Source organism: Staphylococcus equorum (assembly GCF_029024965.1).
In the GTDB taxonomy this organism is placed as follows: domain Bacteria; phylum Bacillota; class Bacilli; order Staphylococcales; family Staphylococcaceae; genus Staphylococcus; species Staphylococcus equorum.
Map to the genome: position 1 here is coordinate 1,427,370 of NZ_CP118982.1, position 21,273 is coordinate 1,448,642.

The following is a 21,273-nucleotide window of genomic DNA, read 5'->3' on the forward strand; positions in this document are numbered from 1 at the left end:
TAGAACTTAGTACATTGTCATATCTATTTAAAAAATTTTTTGATAAAATATAAGTAAATCTTTATTTAAGAAGGAGCAAACTAATGTATCAATTATTAGCCGTATGTCCTATGGGATTAGAAGCAGTTGTGGCGAAAGAAGTTCAAGAATTAGGTTATGAAACAACTGTCGAAAATGGCAGAATATTTTTTGAAGGTGACGAATCTGCAATTGTTAAGTGTAATTTATGGTTACGTACAGCCGACAGAATTAAAATTGTAGTAGGTCAATTTAAAGCCACTACATTTGATGAGTTATTTGAAAAAACAAAGGCCTTACCATGGGAGACAATCGTTGAACAAGATGGTAATTTCCCAGTACAAGGCCGTAGTGTGAAATCAACGTTGTTTAGTGTGCCTGATTGCCAAGCAATTGTAAAAAAAGCAATTGTTGAACGTTTAAGACGTGCGTACCAAGAACGTGGTTGGTTAAATGAAACAGGTGCAAAATACCCAGTAGAAGTTTCAATATTAAAAGATAATGCACTCCTTACAATAGACACTTCTGGTTCAGGGTTGAATAAACGTGGTTACCGTTTAGCTCAAGGTGAAGCACCAATTAAAGAAACACTAGCAGCAAGCTTAATTCGTTTAGCGAATTGGACAGGTGACACACCGTTAATAGATCCATTCTGTGGTTCTGGCACAATAGCGATAGAAGCTTGCTTAATCGCGCAAAACATTGCTCCTGGATTTAATCGTGATTTTGTTTCTGAGAAATGGGACATGATGCCTGACAATTTATATGATGAAATGAGAGACGAAGCAGACCAACAAGCTAATTACGATAGAAAACTTGAAATTTATGCTTCGGATATCGATCCAGAAATGATAGATATTGCACGCAGAAACGCTGAAGAAGTGGGATTAGCTGATATTATTCAATTTAGCGTGAAAGATGTTAATACACTTACAATAGATACAGATGAGCCAATCGCACTTATAGGCAACCCGCCATATGGTGAACGTATTGGGGACCGTGATGAAGTAGAAGTTATGTATCGCTATATAGGTGAACTAATGCAACAACATCCTCATCTATCAACTTATATTTTGACAAGTAGTACAGAATTTGAACATTTAGTTAACCAGAAGGCAACTAAGCGTAGAAAGTTATTTAATGGATATATTGAATGTACGTATTATCAGTATTGGGGTAAGAGAAAACCTCAAAATTAAAAATTTAATAGAGTGAAAAGTAGAAAGAGGTGCATCTTTTGAACACTGAATTTAAAAAGGGAATCGTATTTGCTTTTGGTGCATATATTTTATGGGGTGTTCTACCCATATATTGGGATTTAATTAGAGAATTAGGCGCATTTGAAATTTTAGCATATAGAATTGTGCTTTCGATGATATTTATGCTATTTGTTGTAGTGTTCACTAAAAATACTGAACCCTTTAAACGAGATGTTCATCAACTCTTTACAAACCCAATTCAACTCATTGCTATTATTGCAGCAGGTTATGTAATTACAATTAACTGGGGCACATTCATATGGGCTGTAGCAAATGGTCACGTACTGCAAACTAGCTTAGGATATTATATTAATCCACTCGTAAGTATTATACTTGCACTCATATTCTTGAAAGAACGTTTTAATAAATTAGAGTGGATCGCAATTGCATTAGCAGTTATAGGTGTGCTCTATATGACATTAAAAATGGGTGTATTCCCAGGTATTTCGCTATTATTAGCAAGTTCGTTTGGTTTATACGGGTTAATTAAAAAACTAGTACCGATAGATGCCATTAGCAGTATCACTATAGAATGTATTGCTACTGCTCCAGCAGGCTTTATATATCTATGGTATATATGGCAACAAGGAAGTTCTTCTCTAGGAGTCAATAGTTCATCATTTTGGCTATTATTTTCAGGGGCGATTACAGCGATTCCGCTAATATTGTTTTCAGCAGGTGCCCGTAGAATCCCATTGTCATTAACCGGCTTCATTCAATACATCGCTCCAACATTGATGTTTGTATTAGGGATATTCTTATTTAAAGAACCATTTAATATTGACCAGTTAGTAACGTTCATATTTATATGGATTGGTATTATTGTCTATAGCATTTCTCAATACTTTAAAATTAAGAAAGATAAAAACCCTTTAATTCGTTAACAATTTAAGCTTATCATTACATTTAGATCTCTAGATGTTGAGAGACTGGGACATATCACGTGTCTCAGTCTCGTTTTTTATTTTGTCAGTGGCTGACTGAATTGAAAATGCGCTTATATCAAACTATTAAAGAAATACTACTTCATTTATTGTAATCAAGTAGTTCTTATTCAAGCTTTCCAACGATTGTATTACATTTTACAGTCACCTATGTCGGGCTCACACATACGACGAAATTTTATTAGAAATATTAAATCTCTGTCCCACTCCCTTAACATATCTAGAGATTTTACAATTCCACACATTATATGTACAAAAATGCATATCGCTAATATAGCTATGGTGATTAATCATCAATACATTATAGTAATCCAATTAAGCACTCAGATTGTAATCAAGTATGTTTTAAGTTTAATATGAGGGTAAAGAGGTTAACTATAGTACTGTGAGTTTAAACAGATTATATGTAATAAGCCTACTTCAGTCTTAGTAATGAAAAGAAACGAAGTAATATTTTTGATTAAATAGCAAAGTTATTAAAAACAATAATATAATATTGGAGTGATTGGATGACAAGAGTATTAATTCTAGGGGCAAATGGTGCAGTTTCTAAAGCAGCTATTAATTCTTTTTTAGAAAACACATCCTATACCTTAAGATTATTTTTAAGAGATGCGAATAGATTACCTGACTTTGCATCAGATAGAATTCGTGTGCGAGAAGGTGACGCTACTAACTTTGACGATGTTAATAGTGCAATGGACGATGTAGATATCGTCTTAGCTAGTTTATCAGGAGACCTTGATAAAGAAGCAGCAACTATTGTAAAAGCAATGCAAACAAATGATGTGAAACGTTTAGTCTTCGTAACATCTTTAGGTATATATAATGAGGTCCCAGGAGAGTTTGGGGAATGGATTCAACAACAAATAGGTGATAGATTACCTGTTTATAAAGCAGCAGCTGATATTATTGAAAGTTCAGGGCTAGATTATACTATTTTTAGACCAGCATGGTTAACACATACAAATGAAATTGATTATGAAATTACTCAAAAGAACGAATCATTCAAAGGTACAGAAGTATCTAGAAAAAGTGTAGCAGCTGTCGTTGTTAAAATCGCTAAAGATCCAAGTCTTTATTTAAAAGAAAACATAGGTATCAATAAGCCGAATACTGATTACAATAAACCTAAAGGGAGTTAATAATAAGTAGGTATATAAAGACTGAGTAAAACAATAGACAGACTATCAATACTGAAGCGTATATATAGATTAGTTCATCATAAACTACCTTATGCTGGTGTCATTCCAAATTTGTTTGGAGTGACTTTTTTATTACGATTGTTTTATATCATAACAACCCATTTCTATAATCATGCTAAGTGATTAGAATACACTACGTACATAACGTAACATTAAGATAAATTATCATTAATACGGATTAAAAGAAATTTAATTTCACTTACTACCTTTAGACAAACAATAATTTGTTATACAATAAGTTTAATTACATACAAGTAATCAAAGGGGATACATATAATGTCTAATACTGAGCAACTCGATATTTTATATAAACTAAAAAAAGAAGTTGAAAAATCAAATAATGGACGTCTTGTCCACATCATCAATCAAGTTATTAAAAAGGTATACTTAGAACAATATACTGCAACTTTTGTAGGCCACTTCTCAGCAGGTAAATCTACTTTAATTAACTTACTCTTGGAAGAAAGTATTTTGCCAAGTTCGCCTGTACCAACAACAAGTAATACGGCTATTGTGTCTGTGTCAGACGAACCAGGAATTATTGCAAACTTAAGCAATCAACAATATACATTATTAAATAATTACGATGAAGTTAAACAAATGAATCGTGAAAACATAGATGTAGAATCTGTAGAAATAAAATTCCCATCAGATAAATTCAAAAAAGGTTTCACGTTACAAGATACACCTGGTGTAGACTCTAATGTTGCAACACACCAATCAAGTACAGAGGAATTTATGTATACGAGTAATGTACTTTTTTATACAGTAGATTACAACCATGTGCAGTCAGCTTTAAATTTCCAATTTATGAAACAGTTAAATGCAGCAAATGTGCCAGTGGTATTTGTAATTAATCAAATAGACAAACATAGCGAAGAAGAAATTACTTTCGAGACATTTAAAGATCGTGTAGAGAAATCAATCGCTGAGTGGGAAATCGAATTAGATCAAATATTTTATGTCTCAAAATATGATCATGAATATAATGAAATTGACACGCTTTCTAATTATTTAATTGAAAAAGACACCCATAGAGAATCTATCGAGGATTATGTGGAACGAATTGTTGAATTTATTACTGATGAACAATTATCTTATATTCAATATGAAATTCAAGATATTTTAGATCAACTTGATATTTTCGAAGCGGATTTTGACCAAGCTTATCTCAATTTCCAACAAAACCAAGAGGTCAGTGAAGAAGCCAAGTTATTAAATAACCCTGATGAATTATATGACTTTTTAAAGCAAAAACGTAAAGATATTTTAGATAATGCATATATCATGACGCATGATATTAGAGAAAAAATCAAAATTTATTTAGAAAGTCGTACGAAAGACTTTAAAGTCGGCGGTTTATTTAATAAAAAACAAAAAACATTAGAAGAACAACAAAAGAGATTAACAGCAGTTGTAGAACAACTCCAAGACAAAGTAAATCAAGAAGTCAGACAACCACTAAGAGAAGACATGTCATTTTTAACACGTTTTATAAATTCTTCAGAGGTAAATGACGACATTCTTAATCAACATTATACAATACACCCAGAACTCATAACTGATTTATATCAAATGCAAATAACAATTAGTAATCAATATGTTTTAACATTTGCAGATGATTTGATGGCTTCACTTAAAAAATTTATTGCAAAAGAATCTGACCCATTATTTAAAAAGGCTATTAAACATTCACAAGCAAATGATATCGGTACAGAACAAGAAGACGATTATAATGATTATGTGAAATTTATGGAAATGCGTAATTTGAGAGAGTCTCTGGAAACACAAAACTATATGCATTATTACATTCATATGGATGACTCTTTAGATAAATTAATAGACCGAACAGAAATCAAATACACAGCACAAGACAATACTGATACTGTCAAGATGAGTAAAAGAAACACAATTGAGAAACATTACGATAACCAAGACAATACGCAAAACATCAAAAATGCACTTGAATTAATTCAAGATATACCTTTATTCGAACAAACAAAAAAAGACATTGATGATACATTAACGAGATTAGAAAATAAAGTTGTGAAAATAGGGGTCTTTGGTACATTTAGTGCAGGCAAAAGTAGTTTGATTAATGCCTTACTGGGTGGCTCGCACTTAGTCAGTTCACCTAATCCAACCACTGCAGCAATGACTGAATTAACTTATGGACATGAAAGTCAGATTACACTTAAATCATCTGAACAACTTTTAGACGAGTTAAATCAAGTTTTCGAAATTGAAAATAAAGCATTTGATAGTATTGAAACGTTTTTAAGTAAAAATACAGATAAAATCAAAGCGACTTTGGAAAAAAATCAATTGGCTTTTGTGAACGCAGTTGAAAAACATTACAGTATGTATAAACACATGTTAGAAGAAGGTCAAACACATACTATTCCACAAGATGATATTAAAAAATGGAGTGCAGAAGATGAGTATGCAACGTTTGTAAACACAGTACACCTTAAACTACCAATCGATTGGTTAAAAGATAAAATCATCGTTGATTCCCTAGGATTACATTCCAATAATCAACGTCATACAAATGAAACTGAGAAAATACTAACATCTTCAGATTTAATCTTATATGTAAGTTATTTTAATCATTCGTTTACAAACAATGACAAACGCTTTATTGAACATATGAAAGAAATGAATCAATTAAATGAAAATCAAGCTTTCAAAATGATTATAAATGCTACTGACTTAGCAGAAACTGATGAAGATTTAAATGCTGTGATAGAATATGTTGGTGATGCTTTAACTCAAGTTAACATGGATTCAGACATTTTTGCTGTTTCCAGTAGAGAAGCACTTAAGTCTGGCGATAAAGGAATAGATAAATTACAAGAGAGTATTCAACACTTTACTCAAGTTGAATCTAAATATATACTTCAACAACAAATGTTAAAACAACTCACACATATTTCCGAAGCGTTTGAACAAATGATTGAAGAAACAAAGAACAACAAAGCTCAAATTGAACAACGTAAACAAAAATTAAAAAATTATGAACAATCAACAGTGTTGAGTTATAACATATTACAAACTGCAGAACAACGTGCTTCAAATGAGGTAGAAGACCAAATCTATCACTTAAACGAACGCTTGAAATTACAATTACAAGATGAAGTCAAATCTATTTATAATGGACAAATGACAAAAAATAGTAATTTCAACGAAGAAAAACGTCTATCTACAAAAATTTATTTAGATCAAATTCATCAACGCTTGTACTTAGAGCAATCCTTACTTGTTGAACGCGTCAAAAAATATTTCCACGAACAATTGCATAATGAAATTGCACCGTTAAAGCAAAAACTTGAACAATTGCATGTGTTTATTGAACCAAAATTTGATAAAAACAATATTGAATTAGATGAACCTTATTTAAAAGTTGAGTTAAGTCATATGGTTGATGCATTACCTAAATCACTTTCTAAAAAGAATATCCTGCAACCTAAGACACAAGGTGAGTTACAAGAACAAATTACTCAAGAAACAATCAAGTTACTTGCCCCTTGTATCGCTGATCTTAGAAAAGCACTCAATGAAATCGTCTTAGTTATGAACGAGAATGCTGAAACAAAATTCAAGCAATTTGAAAGTGATATTCATCGTCAAATCAAAGAATTATTATCATTTGAAATCGATGATGCATTGATTCAACAATTGCAAGAAACGAACGCACAATTAAAAGTGCTATTGTAAACAAGAAAGAGGTACACAAAATGTCTAATAAAATATTACTAATAGATGGCATGGCTTTATTATTCCGCCATTTTTATGCTACAAGTCTTCACAAACAATTTATGCGCAATTCTTCAGGTACACCTACAAATGGCATACAAGGATTTGTGCGTCACGTGTTTAGCGCAATCAATGACATACAGCCAACACATGTAGCTGTATGCTGGGATATGGGGAAATCCACTTTTAGAAATGATATGTTTGATGGTTATAAACAAAATAGACCAGCACCACCTGAAGAACTTATCCCTCAATTTGATTATGTGAAAGAGGTTTCCAATCAATTTGGTTTTGTTAATATTGGCGTTCAGAACTATGAAGCTGATGATGTTATTGGAACGTTAGCACATCAATATTCTGATGAAAATCAAGTTTATGTAGTAACTGGTGATAAAGACATACTACAATGTATCAATCCCAATGTAGAAATTTGGTTAACTAAAAAGGGGTTCAGCATTTATAATCGCTACACGCTTGATAGATTCCAAAGTGAATATGGATTGAATCCGTTACAACTTATTGATGTAAAAGCCTTTATGGGAGATAGCGCAGATGGTTATCCCGGCGTAAAAGGCATAGGAGAAAAAACGGCAATTAAACTTATTCAAAATTATGGTTCTGTAGAATCTGTCGTTGACGCAATAGATGAATTGACACCTGGTCAACAGAATAAAATAAATAATGATATGCAAAACTTAAAGGTTTCCAAGTCTTTAGCTAAAATTCACACTGAAGTGCCTTTAGATACAACAACATTATTACAAGATATGAAATTTGGTACAGATATCACTAAGATATTAAATATCTGTAACGAACATGAGTTATACGTATCCGGAAAATACTTATCTACTCATTTCAGTTAAGCATACAAATAAAAAAGTGGTTGTCAGCAATCCATTCGGAAAGCTAGCAGCCACTTTTTATATTATTTGCCTTTTTTATTTTTAGTGATTTTATACAGTGCATTTTTAGCATGATGATTTGCTTCCTTATTTTGATTTCTAGGAATCCATCTTACAAAAAGTAAATCAAACTGTTGTTCTAATTTTAACATTTCACGATAATAAGGTTTGAATTTATCATTTTTTACGCGTCCCTTATTCAAACTATCTTCAATTAATTTTGAATCTGTATAAACTATCGCCGTCGTCACTTTGTGTTTCACAGCACTTTCTAAGGCAAACACCAACGAGGCCCATTCAGCACTATGATTATCCATTATACCCAAACTAGTATCATACTGAATTCTTTCGTTGTCTGTTACTATGACAACTGCACAAGCACTTTCACCTGGATTACCGGCAGTAGCTGCATCAAAATATATTTTCGCCATAAATTCACCCACATTATTTAAGTTAATCTTATCTTATCAAAACTATTTCATTTATACTATATAAGCACTAACCATATCAGTTGGAAATTCAATATATTTTTCGTATCCTAGATATATATTGAATTTATACTTGAATAGTCGGAGTTAAGCAAGAGAGGTCTGATACTTTGAAAAATATGTTTATTATACATGGTTACCAAGCACATACTGATAGTCATTGGTTTCAATGGTTAGCTACTAAAATGAAAGCTTCTGATTATAAAGTTGAAGTCATACATTTACCAAATTCAAATCATCCAGATATAGATCAGTGGTACAAAGCATTACACAATAGTATGGCACATAAATTGAATTCTGAAACGCTTATTGTCGCTCATAGCCTTGGAGTAATAACCGTACTTAATTATTTATCTCAACTTTCTCAATACCCGCATATTAAAGGGTTATTTTTAGTTTCAGCCTTTAATGAAACATTAGAGAATTTACCAGAATTAGATTATTATATCAATCAAACTAACGTTCAACTTGATCGCATTAATGCTCAACATATTATTACTATCGGTAGTGATTATGACCCTGTTGTTAGTATTAGCGCAACAGATAGATTATCTAAAGCTTTAGGAACTCAAACAATTCATATTCCACACAAAGGGCACTTTCTAGCTAGCGATGGTTATGAAACATTTGAATTTTTAAAAGAACAAATTATCACTATTTTAAATCAAAAAAACTCTGAAATTGGTATATAACCAATTTCAGAGTTTTTTAGTAACCTTCATCTAATTTTTGTATTTTACCTTTTCGATACATAGATTTTGCCCAGTAACCGAATGGCACGTTAAATATTGTAGAAATTATTTTCAACAAGTAAGTTGTTATAAAAATTTCAAAAACTGCTTCATTTGGCATTGTCCCTAAAAACGCAATAGCTACGAATAATGCTGTATCTATAATATTACTAATTATCGTACTTCCATATGCTCTAATAATAAACGTACTATCTGAACTGAATACCTTTTTAATCAATGAAAACAGCAGTACATCTAAGTGCTGTCCAATGATATATGCAATAACAGAACCTAACGCTATTCTAGGTACAAGATTAAATATTGTATCTAGTGCACCTTGAGTCGTGTCCACTGGAGATGGGGTGAAGTATAACGATAGTTGCATGACAATAATCATGACTAACGTTGAACTAAAACCTAACCAAACCGCACGCTTTGCAATTTTTCTACCATATATTTCATTCAAAATGTCAGTAGCTAAATATATCGATGCAAACATTACATTACCTAACGTTGCAGAAATAGTAAAAATATCTACTGTTTTTATTACTTGTATATTAGCAATAATTGTACCAATTGCAATCCAAGCAATTAATCCTTGTTTTCCAAAAAAACGATACATTGCGACTAATAATAAAAATGTGATTAAAAACGTTAACACACCAAAAACTTCGTTAAACAATTTAAATTCCTCCTAAATTTTGATGATGCGGGTGTTTAGAAACCGCATATTTAACAACTGCATAATCTTATCAGAAAAATTAAAAATTGCAAGTATACTTTTAAAATTAATACACCTTATTTTCAGATTAATCTTAATTGCAAATTTAATATTAAACAATCGTAGTTACAAATGATATAATACCTTCAAGCGTCAAATCTTAATATAATTAAATACTTTTATTTACAGAAACACAGGAGAGTGAAGTTTATTCTAACTTATTCTGAAAAAGAAGCAATTGATGCGATAGATCATTTAATGAACACCTACTGCAAAGAATGCTTACTTAAAAACCATATCAGAAAGACTGAAGGAAAAACCCAAGCACATCACTTTTGTATAAATGAGTGTTCAATTGGAAAACAAATCAAACAAATAGGAAATGAATTACAATAAGGAGGATTTATAATGGAAATTTTAAATGTAGAAGCAACACCAAATCCAAATACAATGAAATTTGTATATAGCGTTGAAGGTGGAGACACAAAACCCAATACGTATACTAAAGTAAAAGAAGGTCAGCCTGAATTTATTAATGCAGTATTAGAAGTAGAAGGCGTAAAATCTATATTCCAAGCTATGGATTTTATTTCAGTTGATAAACAAGCTAATGTTGAGTGGGATGATGTATTACCGAATATATTAGCAACGTTAGAAAGAATATAAATATAACAAGGAGGTTCCTTGATGGAAATTGTTCGTGTTGAACCTACACCAAGTCCAAATACAATGAAAATTGTCTTGAGTGAGAAAAGAGAAGATAATAAATCAAATACGTATACTGCAGTTGCCGAGGGACAACCTCATTTTATTAATGATGTATTAGCAATCGAAGGCGTTAAGTCTATATTCTATGTCATGGACTTTTTAGCAGTGGACAAAAAGCCAAAATTTGATTGGGAAGATGTTTTACCTAATGTAACTGCAACGTTAAATGAAGACCAAGAAGAAATAAATGAACCTTTACCAGATGAACATTATGGAGAGGTTAAGGCTGAAGTATTAAAATTTAAAGGCATTCCTTACCAAATTAAACTTACTACAAGCTCTGAAGAAAAACGCAAACAATTACCAGAAGTTTATATCGACAGCATGCTAGCTGCACAAAAAGATAATGATAATATCGTCTTTCTTCGTAAATGGGATGATTTAGGTGTGCGCTATGGTGATTTAGATGAGATTATGTCTGAAGTATTTGAAGAAATCACTGCTATTTATCCTGAGGAACGATTAAAAACACTTGTGCAAGAAGCATTAGCTACAAATATTGTTGTTCCAGAAAAACAATATCAACATGTTTCCCTTGAAGCTTACCAAGCTGCTGATGATTGGAAAGAACGATTAAGAATGTTAAAATCCTTTCCAACACCAACTGTACAAGATTTTCCACTATTAGGTGAAGCAGTGAGTGATGAGCAAAAAATACCCTTGAGACGTGAAGCTATCGTACTACTTGGAATGGTGGAAGATAAAGCTGTATTACCTTATCTGTTTAAAGGGTTAAATGACAAAAGTCCTGCAGTAAGACGTACAGCAGGAGATTGTTTAAGCGATTTAGGTTTTAAACAAGCGCTGCCAGAAATGGAAAAAGCGTTAAATGATTCGCAAAAGATTGTAAGATGGAGAGCAGCAATGTTTATCTTTGACGAAGGTGGTCCTGAACAACTCGAATCATTAAGAGCACATGCAGATGACCCTGCATACGAAGTCAAATTACAAATAGAGATGGCAATTTCTAGAATAGAAAATGGTGACGAAGCTTTAGGATCCGTTTGGAAACAAATTGCTAACAGAAACAAGTAATTACTGATAAAAATGAATTAAAAGATAAATTTTAGGAGTGTTATCAATGAATGCATATGATGCTTATATGAATGAATTATCTACTCAAATGCGTAGTGAATTAACAGAACATGATTTTGAAAGTTTAGAATCTGCTGAAGCAGTTTCTAATTATATGAACAATGTCGGAACAGATGACACAACTTTTGTAGTTATTAACTCTACATGTGGTTGCGCAGCTGGGTTAGCAAGACCTGCAGCAGTGACTGTAGTTGAACAAAATGATAAAAAACCTAGTAATAAAGTCACAGTTTTTGCAGGACAAGACAAAGAAGCTACTGAAGAAATGAGATCATTTATTCAGCAAGTACCATCAAGTCCATCATACGCTTTATTTAAAGGTCAAGAATTAAAACATTTTATTCCTCGTGAACATATTGAAGGTAGAGATATTCAAGATATTTGTATGGATATCAAAGATGCTTTCGATGAATATTGCTAGTTACTTAATTTAATATAATCTGTTATTTTATATTAAATGGTAATGGTGATTGAATCTGGATAAACGTTACTTTAAACCAACCTATTATATCTTACTTATTATTTAAGATATGGTAAGTTGGTTTTTTAAATTTAAAAATAATGCTACATTTTAAACGTTTTCAAAGAAATAATGTATACTTTGTATAAAATGACTTATTTTTTACACTATTAATAGTAAACTCTTTTAATTGTTAGTGATTTCCAATAAGATAAATATAAATAATAGAAAGGAGTGTGGTTGTTATGCTTAATAGTTTTGATCAATCATATCACAATCTATGCGAAGAAATTTTAGACATCGGTAAACAAAAAAATGATCGCACAAATACAGGTACAATTTCAAAATTCGGACATCAATTAAGATTTGATCTATCGAAAGGGTTTCCTTTATTAACAACTAAAAAAGTATCCTTCAAATTAATTGCCACGGAGTTATTGTGGTTTATTAAAGGTGATACGAACATTAAATATTTACTCCAATATAATAACAACATTTGGAATGAATGGGCGTTTGAAAATTATGTAAAATCATCAGATTATAAAGGACCAGATATGACCGATTTTGGACATAGAGCACAAGCAGATGAATCATTTAATAAAATATATAAGGAACAAATGCAACAGTTCAAACAACAGATTTTAAACGATGATGCATTTGCACAAAAATTTGGTGACTTAGGAAATGTATATGGTAAACAATGGCGCGACTGGGAAGATAAAGATGGTAACCATTTCGATCAACTTAAGACTGTTATAGAACAAATCAAAAACAATCCGAATTCTCGACGTCATATTGTGTCAGCTTGGAATCCAACTGAAATAGATACCATGGCATTGCCACCATGTCATACGATGTTTCAATTCTATGTACATGAGGGTAAATTAAGTTGTCAGCTTTATCAAAGAAGCGCAGATATATTTCTAGGCGTCCCTTTTAATATTGCTAGTTATAGCTTATTAACGCATTTAATTGCTAAGGAATGCGGACTAGAGGTGGGAGAATTTGTGCATACATTTGGTGATGCACATATTTACGCTAATCATATTGACGCTATAGAAACACAATTATCACGTGATGGTTTTGAACCACCTCAATTAAAAATCAATAGTGATGCTTCTATTTTCGATATCAATTACGAAGATCTGGAAATTATAGATTATGACTCTCATCCAGCAATAAAAGCACCAATAGCAGTGTAATCTACAAAACGATTAAAATTGATTAATAGCTTAATATATAATGAATATTAAAAAGTAAAGTTAAAATCTTGCTATATTAGCATTAAGGAGGAAATTTATGACACTTTCAATACTTGTGGCGCATGACCAACAACGTGTTATCGGCGTAGATAACACATTACCTTGGCATTTACCGAATGATCTTAAGCATGTAAAAAAATTAAGCACTAACCATACACTTGTGATGGGGCGCGCAACGTTTGACTCTATAGGAAAACCACTTCCTAACAGGCGAAACGTTGTATTAACTAGAAATAAATCATTTCAACATGAGGGCGTTGATGTCATTCATTCTATGGAGGATATATTTGATTTACCTGGCCATGTTTTCGTATTTGGTGGCCAATTATTATATGAAGAAATGATTGATAAAGTTGACGATATGTATATCACAGTGATTGAAGATAAATTTAATGGGGATACATTTTTCCCACCTTATACATTCGAAGACTGGGAAGTCGAATCATCAGTTAAAGGGGAATTAGACGAAAAAAATACAATTCCTCATACTTTTTTACATTTAATTCGTAAGAAAAATTCATAGGAGGACATTATGATTAAAAAGAAAATTGTAACCGATTCAACTTCAGACTTATCAAATGACTATTTGGTTGAAAATGATATCCATGTTGTACCACTTAACTTAACAATTGATGGAAAATCATATGTAGATCAAGTAGATATCACTTCTGAAGCATATATACAAAAAATACAGGATGATGCAGATGTTAAAACAAGTCAACCAGCTATTGGCAAATTCATTGAGATGTATGATGAATTAGGTGCTGATGGTTCTGAAATCATTAGTATTCATATCACTTCAGGATTAAGTGGTACTTATCAAACTGCGCTACAAGCCAGTCAAATTACTGATAGCAATGTAACTGTTATAGACTCTAAATCAATTTCTTTTGGTTTAGGTTATCAAATTCAGCACGTTGTAGATTGGAATAATGAAGGTATTCCAACTGAAAAAATTATTGAAAAATTGAATGAATTGCAAAAAAACATTAAACTTTATGTCGTTATAGGCCAACTTAATCAACTTATTAAGGGTGGACGTATTAGTAAAACAAAAGGTTTAATTGGGAATATGATGAAAATTAAGCCAATCGGTACAATTGTTGATGGAAAACTTGAAATGTTACACAATTCACGTACGCAAAATGCAAGTGTTCAATTTTTAAAGAAAGAAATAAGTCACTTTATAGGTGATAAGAATATAAAATCTATTGGTATTGCTCATGCCAATGTCATCGAATTTGTAGATAAGGTTAAAAAGCAATTTTCTGAAGAATTTAATTTCAATCATTTTGATACTAATGTAACAACACCTGTTATTTCAACACATGCAGGTCAAGGTGCAATTGGTTTAATTGTTTTAAGATCTTAATATAATCTTGATTCATATACGTAGTTACTATTATTAAGAAAATTTACAGTATTTATATTATTTATAAACAATTTGATAGCATATCTCTTAAAATAATGGTAACTTTATGACAAAATAGATATAGGAGGTATATTATGGCTTATGCGACATTAGCTGGCGGTTGTTTCTGGTGTTTAGTTAAACCTTTTACTTCTTATCCAGGTATCGAAAATGTTGTTTCTGGTTATAGTGGTGGCCATTTGGATAATCCTACTTACGAAAGTGTAAGCACGAACCAAACTGGTCATGTAGAAGCAGTACAAATCACATATAACTCTGAAATCACTTCCTTCGAAAATATTTTAGATGTTTATTTCAAAACATTTGACCCAACTGATAATGGTGGCCAATTTTTTGATCGTGGTGAACACTACGAACCAGCCATTTTTTATCACAATGAAGAACAAAAGAAAGCTGCAGAGGCAAAAATACAGCAATTAAATGAACAGGCTATTTTTAATAATCCGGTAATTACACCCATTAAACCTTATAAAAACTTTTATCCTGCTGAATCACAACACCAAGATTATTATAAGAAAAATCCACTGCATTATGAGCAATATCAACGTGGATCAGGACGTAAAGCATTTATAGAAAAACATTGGGGGGAACAAAATGATTAAAAAAAGTAAAGATAGTTTAAATGAAATGGAATACCTAGTCACTCAAGAAAATGGAACAGAACCTCCATTCCAAAATGAGTACTGGAACCATTATGAAAAAGGCATTTATGTCGATAAAATTTCAGGAAAACCTTTATTCACCTCAGAAGAAAAATTTGAATCAGATTGTGGTTGGCCTAGTTTTTCTAAAGCTCTAGATGATGAAGAAGTAGTTGAACTTGTAGACAAAACTTTCGGCATGGTACGTACAGAAGTACGCTCAGAAGATGCAAATAGTCATCTAGGTCATGTATTTAATGATGGACCGAAAGAAAGTGGCGGTTTAAGATATTGTATTAATTCCGCGGCAGTTCAATTTATTCCTTTCGAAAAGCTTGAAGAATTAGGCTATGAAGATTTAATATCACATTTTGAAAAATAAGGAGCGAACAAGATATGTTTAAAAAATTATTCGGCAAAGGTAAAGAAGTCAATAAGGATAGCGTTATTTATGCGCCAATTACAGGGGAATATGTAAAAATCGAAGATATTCCAGATCCAGTTTTCGCACAAAAAATGATGGGCGAAGGTTTTGGAGTAAACCCAACAGAAGGCGAAGTCGTATCACCAATCGACGGAAAAGTAGATAATGTATTTCCTACTAAACATGCTATTGGTTTAAAAGCTGATAATGGTTTAGAATTACTCGTTCATATCGGTTTAGACACAGTTCAATTGGATGGTAAGGGATTTGAAGTTTTAGTCGAAAGTGGAGATGTAGTAAGCATTGGAGATCCATTATTACGTTTTGACTTAGATTATATTAAAGAAAATGCGAAATCTGTAATATCACCAATCATTATCACAAATTCTGATAATACATCATCTCTTAATATTGAGGATGTAAATTCTATTATTAAAGGCGAAACAAAAATCGTTGATGTGACAATGAACTAATGAAAGATCATTCATTTTATCAATTTGTGCTAACGGCAAGAGGTCGTAAAAATGAAAAAGGTGAATTAGCAGAAGCAATTTTTGATGATTTATCTTTTCCAAGGCAAGAGAAAGATTTTCATAATATATCTGATTATATAGAGACACAAGGTAATTATCCCATTTCAATGGCTGTGTTCGATGATTTATATGAAGAATATACAGAATGGCTAAAATTTTAAATCACTTAATATTTGTGTAAATAGATTCAAATATATTAAAATATTATAGTGTCATATAAGTAGCTGGGATTAATCGAATATGGTTCAATCCCAGCTTTTTTATTTTAGCTGAACTTTAACAGTAATTTTTACATATGTAGTAGGAAGTGATTAAATGTCAGATCATAATGACATATATGAGGAAAATAACAACGACAGTAATAACGATAATAATCACCAAAATAAATCTAAATTTTTAAATTTCAAACGCAGTCATTTTATTTTATTAATAATAGTTACTGTGATTATCACAGCACTCATTGCAGTATTTGCAACAATTGGCGTTAGTAATTGGAAAAGCGGATTAAATAGTGATCAACGAACAGAAATGCAAAAGGTCCAAGAAGTTTATAAAACTTTAAATGATGAATACTATAAAGAAACAGATTCCGAAAAATTATCTGAAGCTGCTATTAATGGAATGGTAAAAGAATTAGATGACCCGTATTCTGATTATATGACTAAAAAAGAAACAAAATCTTTTAATGAAGATGTTTCTGGAGACTTTGTAGGCATCGGCGCAGAAATGCAAAAGAAAGGTAATAAAATTGAAATTACAAGTCCAATGAAAGATTCACCAGCTGAAAAAGCAGGTATACAACCTAAAGATGTTGTGACTAAAGTTGATGGTAAATCTATTAAAGGGCAACCATTGGAAGCCATCGTAAAAAAAGTACGTGGCAAAAAAGGAACGAATGTTACTCTAACAATTGAAAGAGCTAATCAAGCCCATGATATTACAATTAAGCGTGATAAAATACACGTGAAAAGCGTTGAATATGAAAAACAAAATGACATTGGCGTTTTTACTATCAACAAATTCCAAGATAGTACTGCAGGTGAATTAAAATCTGCGATTATCAAAGCACATAAAAACGGCGTCCGCAAAATTGTTTTAGACTTAAGAAATAACCCAGGTGGTTTATTAGATGAAGCAATTAAAATGGCTAATATTTTTATTGATAAAGGTGAAACTGTCGTACAACTTCAAAAAGGCGATCACAAAGAAGAAATAACAGCTTCTAATGACGCGTTAAAAGAAGCAAAAGACATGGAAGTATCAATTCTTGTTAATAAAGGCTCTGCAAGTGCTTCCGAGGTGTTTACAGGCGCTATGAAAGACTATGACAAAGCCAAGGTTTATGGTTCTAAAACATTTGGTAAAGGTGTTGTTCAAACAACAAATGAATTCGATGACGGATCATTATTAAAATTTACCAATATGAAATGGCTAACACCAAATTCACACTACATTCATGGCAAGGGAATTAAGCCAGATGTGAAAATTAGTGAACCAGAATATCAAACTTTAAATGTTATACCTAATGATAAAACATATGAGTTAGGGGATAGCGATAAAAATGTTAAAACAATGAAGTTAGGATTATCTGCATTGGGCCATAAAGTAAATAATAACTCTAATGAATTTGATAATGCTTTGCAAACTGCTATTGAATCATTCCAAAAAGAAAATAATTTGGAAGTACATGGCACATTCGACAAAAAAACAAATGAAAAGTTCACTCAAGCGCTTGTCAACAAAGCCAATAAAGAAGACACTGTTTTACAAAAACTTCTTAAAAAATTAAATTAACTATAGTGAGGTACTATTTCTATGATTAGAATTGCCAACAAAAATGATTTATCAAGTGTGCTAAAAATTGTAAAAGAAGCTAAAGCAATCATGAAACAAGATAATAATAATCAGTGGGATGAAAAATATCCTTTGGAACAGCATTTTAAAGATGATATACAAAAAGGAACACTTTATGTACTAGAAGAAAATTCTATAATTTATGCTTTTATAGTTGTCGACCAACAACAATCAGAGTGGTATGATGAATTAGAATGGCCAATTGACAGAAGTGGTGCATATGTAATCCACAGACTTGCTGGATCAGCAACTTATAAAGGGGCTGCTACTCAGTTGTTTAACTTTGCCGTTAAACTTGCACTCGACCATGATATTCACGTTTTGGTGACAGATACATTTGCATTAAATAAGCGTGCACAAGTTCTGTTTAATAAATTTGGTTTTAAAAAAGTAGGCGAGACAGAAATTGATTATCCTCCTTTTAATAAAGGGGAACCCTTTTATGCCTATTATAAAAAATTAGAAGAATAGAGGTTATAATATGACTAAAATCGCATTTACTGGGGGAGGCACTGTTGGACATGTCTCAGTCAATTTAAGTTTAATACCCACTGCCTTAGAAGAAGGTTATGAAGCCTTTTACATTGGTTCAAAAAAAGGGATTGAACGCGAGATGATTGAATCTCAATTACCTGAAATCAAATATCATTCAATTTCTAGTGGTAAATTAAGACGTTATATTTCTTGGGACAATATAAAAGACGTATTCAAAGTACTAAAAGGTATATTAGATGCGAGAAAAGTATTAAAGAAAGAAAAACCTGATTTATTATTTTCAAAAGGTGGTTTTGTATCGGTCCCAGTAGTTATGGCTGCAAAATCTTTAAAAATTCCTACAATAATTCATGAATCAGATTTAACTCCTGGCTTAGCTAACAAGATTTCACTCAAATTTGCTAAGAAAATCTACACTACTTTTGAAGATACATTACAGTATCTTCCTAAAGATAAAGCAGATTTCGTTGGTGCAACAGTACGTGAAGATTTGAAAACTGGTGATAAAAACCGAGGTTATCAACTTACTAAATTTACTAAAAATAAAAAAGTATTGCTCGTTATGGGAGGCAGTCTAGGCAGTAAAAAATTAAATGAAATCATACGACAAAATTTAGATGCACTTAATGAAAACTATCAAGTTGTACATTTAACTGGTAAAGGATTGTTAGAAAAACAATATTCAAATAAAGAGGGGTATACTCAATTTGAATTTGTGAAAGATGATTTAACAGACTTATTAGCAATTACTGATACAGTTATTAGTCGTGCTGGCTCAAATGCGATTTATGAATTTTTAGCACTTAGAATTCCTATGCTATTAATTCCACTTGGTTTAGATCAGTCCCGTGGTGATCAAATTGATAACGCTAAGAATTTTGAATCTAAAGGTTTTGGTAAAACATTACCAGAAGATACGTTAACTGAAACACAATTAATAACACAGCTCAGTGAAATTGAAGCTAACCGTGAATCAATAGTTAAACAAATGCAAACATATAAAGAAAGCTATACGCGTCAAGATTTATTCAACAAAATTATTAATGACGCACTAAACTAATGGGAGGTCATATGCAATGAGTCGATGGAAACGAATATCATTACTAATCATTTTCACTTTAATATTTGGCATCATTGCATTTTTTCATGAATCTAGATTAGGAAAATGGATTGATAATGAAGTATATGAATTTATCTATTCTTCTGAAAGTTTTATTACGACTACTTTCTTCTTAGGCGTTACTAAGATTGGTGAAGTATGGGCGATGGTCTGTTTATCACTATTATTAATTGCTTATTTAATGCTAAAACGATTAAATATTGAAGCTTTATTTTTTACTATTGCAATGAGTTTATCTGGCACTTTAAACCCTTTGCTAAAAAACCTCTTTGATAGAGAACGTCCAACATTGCTAAGGCTCATCGATATTTCTGGGTTTAGTTTCCCAAGTGGTCATGCTATGGGCTCCGCCACATTCTTTGGCAGTACAATGTATATCGCTAATAGAGTACTACAAGGTAAATCTAGAGCATTTATGATAGGATTATCTGCATTATTTATCATCCTAATATCATCATCTCGTGTATACCTTGGTGTACACTATCCAACTGATATCATTGCTGGTGTAATTGGTGGCGCGTTCTGTGTCGTACTACCAACGCTTATTTTAAGACATAAACTACAAGTCTAGTGTTTATTGATAGTTATTAACAATAAGACAGGGAATGAGACAGAAATCTATCGTTTCTAACAAGTTTCTTGTCGTCGCACCCCACAGCACACCTGACTAAAAAATGAAATACAAGAGCCGAAGCGCTTGTATAATAACTACTTGTCTTCATAAACGAAGTAGTAGTACTTTAAAAGCTTGCTATAAGTACACTTTCAAATTAGTCAGCCACTGTCAATATAATGATTGAGGCTGAGACATGTATTTATGCCCGATCCTCTAAATAGCTGCCGAAAAGTTAGTGACTTTTCGGCAGCTATTTATTTATGATTCTGTAAAGATCTTGTCTTAATTTAATCGAAAAAAACAAGCCAAACGTCAATATTAACGTTTGGCTTGCCTAAATTCTTAGCAACTCGATATATAACTCAACTTGTTGCTTTTGTGTCAAAATTTATTATAAAAACCGATTTTACAAAGTAAAACCGGTCTTTATATTCACTTTGTCTCGCAACGTTAGTCTTTTACGGGCATATAAAAGGGGATATTTCTGAAAATGATCAATCCAATAAGATCGAAATTCGTGTGGGGGGAATGTCTTATGTTTGGAATTGA

23 protein-coding genes are annotated in these 21,273 nt (G+C 31.8%); 21 read left to right on the forward strand and 2 right to left on the reverse strand.

Annotated elements, in window-relative coordinates:
- The first annotated feature begins 83 nt into the window (after positions 1-83).
- The 5 genes from PYW44_RS06985 (at position 84) to PYW44_RS07005 (ending at position 8,045) form a co-directional block, all read left to right on the forward strand.
- Positions 84-1,217: a THUMP domain-containing class I SAM-dependent RNA methyltransferase gene (locus PYW44_RS06985; protein ID WP_002507591.1), complete on the forward strand. Its 1,134-nt coding sequence runs from the start codon at positions 84-86 to the stop codon at positions 1,215-1,217.
- 38 nt (positions 1,218-1,255) lie between these two features.
- Positions 1,256-2,161, forward strand: coding sequence for an EamA family transporter RarD (gene rarD / locus PYW44_RS06990; RefSeq protein ID WP_064782911.1), 906 nt, complete (start codon positions 1,256-1,258; stop codon positions 2,159-2,161).
- Between the two features lie 569 nt (positions 2,162-2,730).
- On the forward strand, positions 2,731-3,366 hold the full coding sequence (locus PYW44_RS06995; protein WP_021339197.1) for an SDR family oxidoreductase: 636 nt from the start codon (positions 2,731-2,733) through the stop codon (positions 3,364-3,366).
- Between the two features lie 336 nt (positions 3,367-3,702).
- Positions 3,703-7,143, forward strand: a complete 3,441-nt coding sequence (locus tag PYW44_RS07000; RefSeq protein ID WP_115075996.1) for a dynamin family protein — start codon at positions 3,703-3,705, stop codon at positions 7,141-7,143.
- A 20-nt stretch (positions 7,144-7,163) separates the two neighbouring features.
- Positions 7,164-8,045 carry a 5'-3' exonuclease gene (locus PYW44_RS07005; RefSeq protein WP_064782913.1) on the forward strand — a complete coding sequence of 294 codons (882 nt, stop codon included), beginning with the start codon at positions 7,164-7,166 and terminating at the stop codon, positions 8,043-8,045.
- 62 nt (positions 8,046-8,107) lie between these two features.
- Here the strand turns inward: PYW44_RS07005 and PYW44_RS07010 are convergent, their stop codons facing one another.
- On the reverse strand, positions 8,108-8,515 hold the full coding sequence (locus PYW44_RS07010; protein WP_064782914.1) for a ribonuclease HI family protein: 408 nt from the start codon (positions 8,513-8,515) through the stop codon (positions 8,108-8,110).
- 167 nt (positions 8,516-8,682) lie between these two features.
- Here PYW44_RS07010 and PYW44_RS07015 point away from each other — a divergent pair, with 167 nt between their 5' ends.
- Positions 8,683-9,264 carry an RBBP9/YdeN family alpha/beta hydrolase gene (locus PYW44_RS07015; RefSeq protein WP_115075997.1) on the forward strand — a complete coding sequence of 194 codons (582 nt, stop codon included), beginning with the start codon at positions 8,683-8,685 and terminating at the stop codon, positions 9,262-9,264.
- A 16-nt stretch (positions 9,265-9,280) separates the two neighbouring features.
- Here PYW44_RS07015 and PYW44_RS07020 read toward each other — a convergent pair whose 3' ends face one another.
- A complete protein-coding gene (locus tag PYW44_RS07020; protein WP_064782916.1) occupies positions 9,281-9,985 on the reverse strand; it encodes a queuosine precursor transporter in 705 nt (234 codons plus the stop codon).
- 240 nt (positions 9,986-10,225) lie between these two features.
- Here PYW44_RS07020 and PYW44_RS07025 point away from each other — a divergent pair, with 240 nt between their 5' ends.
- From PYW44_RS07025 to PYW44_RS07095, 15 genes are all read left to right on the forward strand, one after another.
- Complete coding sequence (locus tag PYW44_RS07025) at positions 10,226-10,420, forward strand: zinc-finger domain-containing protein (protein ID WP_021339191.1); 195 nt, start codon at positions 10,226-10,228, stop codon at positions 10,418-10,420.
- A gap of 12 nt (positions 10,421-10,432) precedes the next feature.
- A complete protein-coding gene (locus PYW44_RS07030; protein ID WP_002507599.1) occupies positions 10,433-10,690 on the forward strand; it encodes a NifU N-terminal domain-containing protein in 258 nt (85 codons plus the stop codon).
- A 21-nt stretch (positions 10,691-10,711) separates the two neighbouring features.
- Positions 10,712-11,827 (forward strand): conserved virulence factor C family protein, encoded by a 1,116-nt coding sequence (locus tag PYW44_RS07035; protein WP_002512418.1) that lies wholly within the window; start codon positions 10,712-10,714, stop codon positions 11,825-11,827.
- A gap of 46 nt (positions 11,828-11,873) precedes the next feature.
- Positions 11,874-12,308 carry a bacilliredoxin BrxA gene (gene brxA, locus PYW44_RS07040; protein ID WP_064782918.1) on the forward strand — a complete coding sequence of 145 codons (435 nt, stop codon included), beginning with the start codon at positions 11,874-11,876 and terminating at the stop codon, positions 12,306-12,308.
- A gap of 284 nt (positions 12,309-12,592) precedes the next feature.
- The gene (locus PYW44_RS07045; RefSeq protein ID WP_002507602.1) at positions 12,593-13,549 is read left to right on the forward strand and encodes a thymidylate synthase; all 957 of its coding nucleotides are present in this window, start codon (positions 12,593-12,595) and stop codon (positions 13,547-13,549) included.
- A 97-nt stretch (positions 13,550-13,646) separates the two neighbouring features.
- A complete protein-coding gene (locus PYW44_RS07050; RefSeq protein ID WP_115075998.1) occupies positions 13,647-14,132 on the forward strand; it encodes a dihydrofolate reductase in 486 nt (161 codons plus the stop codon).
- 9 nt (positions 14,133-14,141) lie between these two features.
- Complete coding sequence (locus PYW44_RS07055) at positions 14,142-14,981, forward strand: DegV family protein (protein ID WP_002507604.1); 840 nt, start codon at positions 14,142-14,144, stop codon at positions 14,979-14,981.
- 134 nt (positions 14,982-15,115) lie between these two features.
- Positions 15,116-15,643 (forward strand): peptide-methionine (S)-S-oxide reductase MsrA, encoded by a 528-nt coding sequence (msrA, locus tag PYW44_RS07060; RefSeq protein ID WP_002507605.1) that lies wholly within the window; start codon positions 15,116-15,118, stop codon positions 15,641-15,643.
- On the forward strand, positions 15,636-16,064 hold the full coding sequence (gene msrB / locus PYW44_RS07065; RefSeq protein WP_002507606.1) for a peptide-methionine (R)-S-oxide reductase MsrB: 429 nt from the start codon (positions 15,636-15,638) through the stop codon (positions 16,062-16,064). The genes msrA and msrB overlap by 8 nt, the downstream gene beginning before the upstream one ends.
- Positions 16,065-16,078: 14 nt before the next feature.
- Positions 16,079-16,579 (forward strand): PTS sugar transporter subunit IIA, encoded by a 501-nt coding sequence (locus PYW44_RS07070; RefSeq protein ID WP_115075999.1) that lies wholly within the window; start codon positions 16,079-16,081, stop codon positions 16,577-16,579.
- A complete protein-coding gene (locus tag PYW44_RS07075) occupies positions 16,579-16,800 on the forward strand; it encodes a YozE family protein (protein WP_064782920.1) in 222 nt (73 codons plus the stop codon). The genes PYW44_RS07070 and PYW44_RS07075 overlap by 1 nt, the downstream gene beginning before the upstream one ends.
- 154 nt (positions 16,801-16,954) lie before the next feature.
- Positions 16,955-18,433, forward strand: a complete 1,479-nt coding sequence (locus PYW44_RS07080; protein WP_064782921.1) for a S41 family peptidase — start codon at positions 16,955-16,957, stop codon at positions 18,431-18,433.
- A gap of 21 nt (positions 18,434-18,454) precedes the next feature.
- The gene (locus PYW44_RS07085; protein ID WP_071665245.1) at positions 18,455-18,964 is read left to right on the forward strand and encodes a GNAT family N-acetyltransferase; all 510 of its coding nucleotides are present in this window, start codon (positions 18,455-18,457) and stop codon (positions 18,962-18,964) included.
- A gap of 10 nt (positions 18,965-18,974) precedes the next feature.
- Entirely contained in the window at positions 18,975-20,048 is a 1,074-nt protein-coding gene (locus PYW44_RS07090; RefSeq protein WP_021339183.1) for an undecaprenyldiphospho-muramoylpentapeptide beta-N-acetylglucosaminyltransferase, read from the forward strand.
- A gap of 16 nt (positions 20,049-20,064) precedes the next feature.
- Positions 20,065-20,679 carry a phosphatase PAP2 family protein gene (locus PYW44_RS07095; protein WP_064782923.1) on the forward strand — a complete coding sequence of 205 codons (615 nt, stop codon included), beginning with the start codon at positions 20,065-20,067 and terminating at the stop codon, positions 20,677-20,679.
- Positions 20,680-21,273: the final 594 nt, after the last annotated feature.

Excerpts from the sequence above, each read along its gene's own strand:
- PYW44_RS07030 (WP_002507599.1), top strand. The coding sequence starts at position 10,433 with ATGGAAATTTTAAATGTAGAAGCAACACCAAATCCAAATACAATGAAA.
- PYW44_RS07045 (WP_002507602.1), top strand. The coding sequence starts at position 12,593 with ATGCTTAATAGTTTTGATCAATCATATCACAATCTATGCGAAGAAATT.
- PYW44_RS07050 (WP_115075998.1), top strand. The coding sequence starts at position 13,647 with ATGACACTTTCAATACTTGTGGCGCATGACCAACAACGTGTTATCGGC.
- PYW44_RS07005 (WP_064782913.1), top strand. The coding sequence starts at position 7,164 with ATGTCTAATAAAATATTACTAATAGATGGCATGGCTTTATTATTCCGC.
- brxA (WP_064782918.1), top strand. The coding sequence starts at position 11,874 with ATGAATGCATATGATGCTTATATGAATGAATTATCTACTCAAATGCGT.
- PYW44_RS07095 (WP_064782923.1), top strand. The coding sequence starts at position 20,065 with ATGAGTCGATGGAAACGAATATCATTACTAATCATTTTCACTTTAATA.
- PYW44_RS07085 (WP_071665245.1), top strand. The coding sequence starts at position 18,455 with ATGATTAGAATTGCCAACAAAAATGATTTATCAAGTGTGCTAAAAATT.
- PYW44_RS06995 (WP_021339197.1), top strand. The coding sequence starts at position 2,731 with ATGACAAGAGTATTAATTCTAGGGGCAAATGGTGCAGTTTCTAAAGCA.
- PYW44_RS07010 (WP_064782914.1), bottom strand. The coding sequence starts at position 8,515 with ATGGCGAAAATATATTTTGATGCAGCTACTGCCGGTAATCCAGGTGAA.
- PYW44_RS07000 (WP_115075996.1), top strand. The coding sequence starts at position 3,703 with ATGTCTAATACTGAGCAACTCGATATTTTATATAAACTAAAAAAAGAA.
- PYW44_RS07080 (WP_064782921.1), top strand. The coding sequence starts at position 16,955 with ATGTCAGATCATAATGACATATATGAGGAAAATAACAACGACAGTAAT.
- PYW44_RS06985 (WP_002507591.1), top strand. The coding sequence starts at position 84 with ATGTATCAATTATTAGCCGTATGTCCTATGGGATTAGAAGCAGTTGTG.
- msrB (WP_002507606.1), top strand. The coding sequence starts at position 15,636 with ATGATTAAAAAAAGTAAAGATAGTTTAAATGAAATGGAATACCTAGTC.
- PYW44_RS07075 (WP_064782920.1), top strand. The coding sequence starts at position 16,579 with ATGAAAGATCATTCATTTTATCAATTTGTGCTAACGGCAAGAGGTCGT.
- PYW44_RS07070 (WP_115075999.1), top strand. The coding sequence starts at position 16,079 with ATGTTTAAAAAATTATTCGGCAAAGGTAAAGAAGTCAATAAGGATAGC.
- PYW44_RS07055 (WP_002507604.1), top strand. The coding sequence starts at position 14,142 with ATGATTAAAAAGAAAATTGTAACCGATTCAACTTCAGACTTATCAAAT.
- PYW44_RS07035 (WP_002512418.1), top strand. The coding sequence starts at position 10,712 with ATGGAAATTGTTCGTGTTGAACCTACACCAAGTCCAAATACAATGAAA.
- msrA (WP_002507605.1), top strand. The coding sequence starts at position 15,116 with ATGGCTTATGCGACATTAGCTGGCGGTTGTTTCTGGTGTTTAGTTAAA.
- PYW44_RS07090 (WP_021339183.1), top strand. The coding sequence starts at position 18,975 with ATGACTAAAATCGCATTTACTGGGGGAGGCACTGTTGGACATGTCTCA.